The sequence below is a fragment of the Fulvivirga imtechensis AK7 genome (genome assembly GCF_000331535.1).
In the GTDB taxonomy this organism is placed as follows: Bacteria; Bacteroidota; Bacteroidia; order Cytophagales; family Cyclobacteriaceae; genus Fulvivirga; species Fulvivirga imtechensis.
Map to the genome: position 1 here is coordinate 1 of NZ_AMZN01000120.1, position 1,657 is coordinate 1,657.

At 36.5% G+C, this 1,657-nt stretch carries 4 protein-coding genes; 2 read left to right on the forward strand and 2 right to left on the reverse strand.

Annotated elements, in window-relative coordinates; translation table 11 throughout:
- The first annotated feature begins 141 nt into the window (after positions 1 to 141).
- Together C900_RS25950 and C900_RS25955 are read left to right on the forward strand one after the other, a co-directional pair.
- Entirely contained in the window at positions 142 to 513 is a 372-nt protein-coding gene (locus C900_RS25950) for a hypothetical protein (protein WP_009583393.1), read from the forward strand.
- A gap of 20 nt (positions 514 to 533) precedes the next feature.
- Entirely contained in the window at positions 534 to 1,097 is a 564-nt protein-coding gene (locus C900_RS25955) for a hypothetical protein (RefSeq protein WP_009583394.1), read from the forward strand.
- A 60-nt stretch (positions 1,098 to 1,157) separates the two neighbouring features.
- Here C900_RS25955 and C900_RS25960 read toward each other — a convergent pair whose 3' ends face one another.
- Together C900_RS25960 and C900_RS25965 are read right to left on the reverse strand one after the other, a co-directional pair.
- Positions 1,158 to 1,421 (reverse strand): Txe/YoeB family addiction module toxin, encoded by a 264-nt coding sequence (locus C900_RS25960; RefSeq protein WP_009583395.1) that lies wholly within the window; start codon positions 1,419 to 1,421, stop codon positions 1,158 to 1,160.
- A partial coding sequence (locus C900_RS25965; RefSeq protein ID WP_221408172.1) for a DUF2683 family protein occupies positions 1,421 to 1,657 on the reverse strand: 237 nt, incomplete at its 5' end. The genes C900_RS25965 and C900_RS25960, both read right to left, overlap by 1 nt.

A 1,657-nucleotide genomic window follows, 5' to 3' on the forward strand; every position in this document is an offset into this window, starting at 1 on the left:
GTTGTTGGAAGTGGCTGAAAAGAGGTCAAGAGGGCAATAGAAGCCCAGAATGGAGGGCCTGGGCCTCTAGGTGAAAGGGTAGATATAAATAAACTCTCCTACGAAGAACTGTTACTGAAACTCAGGGACATTCATCAATACATGAATGAAACTGGTAAAAACCTTTATTTTGAAGATGTTTTTGAGCCAAAAGGTTTTAATACCCCTTCAACAATGAGGATCGTTGGTATGAGTACCCGTTCAAAGTTTTTTCATCCTAATGACATAACCATCAGAATAAGTGTTTCATTGCGACAAGAAGTGACCCATGCAGATGGTAATTATTCTTATGGTGATGCATCAAATCAATTTGGAAATAGTGTGACTAGTCCTATGGATATTACTCGAGGGTTGAGAATTGGTATTTTAAACAATGATAACTATGCAAATCTTATGGCCATAGATATTCTAAATACATCACCAGCAGCACGTAGTTATATGAATACATTGCGAAAATTTATTCTCGGTCAGTAGTTTTTATAGAAATAGAAAAGATGAGAACACAAAAAAGATTGATCAAAAGTATTTGTTTGATATTTATAATAATCACAGGTTGCAATAAATCAGATCTAGGAATAAAAGGAAAGCTTGAGTATAGTAGCTATATGGAAATAAATTCCATAAAGTTCATTACTCAGGAAGTTTTAGCAGATTTACCAAAATATTTAACAGGCAATAAATCACAGATTGATATAAAAACTTTGGAGAATATTACCTATGAAAATCTATTCATAGCAGCTAAAGTGTGTAAATGGACTCCTCAATTTGGTGATTTTGATTATCCTATAAACCTTCCATCATTTGATTGTTATAACATTCCCAATGTTGATTTAGACTATGAAATAGTAGATATTGAAAGCTTTCAAAATAGTAATAAATCGACTAGTTACTTATTAATAGCTTCCAAACCTTTGGTTTATGAGTGGGGTGGGTATATTGAAGTCATATTGTACTCCAAAAAGTTTGGTGTAGATAATCCTGTTTTTTTTATTATTCAAAAGGATAACAATATGTACCTGCATTCTACTGGTAGTATATCGGGTTTACCGGCACGATGATCTCCTGGACCATGAAAAGCAAGAAAGATTAGAAGAGCCTTACAGCAATGCAGGGCTTTTTTAATAATGCCCTTTAGCGTGGTGAACCACCACGACAGATTCCAGCACTTCGTAAACAAGCCGGTGTTCCCTGTTTATCCTGCGAGACCACATACCGGAGAGGTTATGCTTTAGCGGTTCGGGCTTTCCGGTTCCGGTAAACGGATGTTCGGTCAGTTCGTCCAGGAGAACCGCTATTTTGTTCAGTAGAGATTTATTGCCTGATTTTTTGTGAAAGGCAAAATGTTCCTGAGCCCGTTTAGTAAGGTCTAAGCGGTAAGCCATTAGAGCCCCAGGAAACTTTTTATATCCTTTTTCTCAACGCTTATAAACTCACCCTTTTTGTACTGTTCCCTGCTTTCCTCAATTTTAGCGACAAACTCAGGGTCATAAGGACTTTCTTTGGAGTCCCCTTCATCTTTCACTTTGACATAATCCAGGGTTTTAATAAACTCAAGGAAAGCCTTGAACTTGTTGTCTGCGATATTTAGGGTTATCTGTTTCATATTAGTGGGAATAAG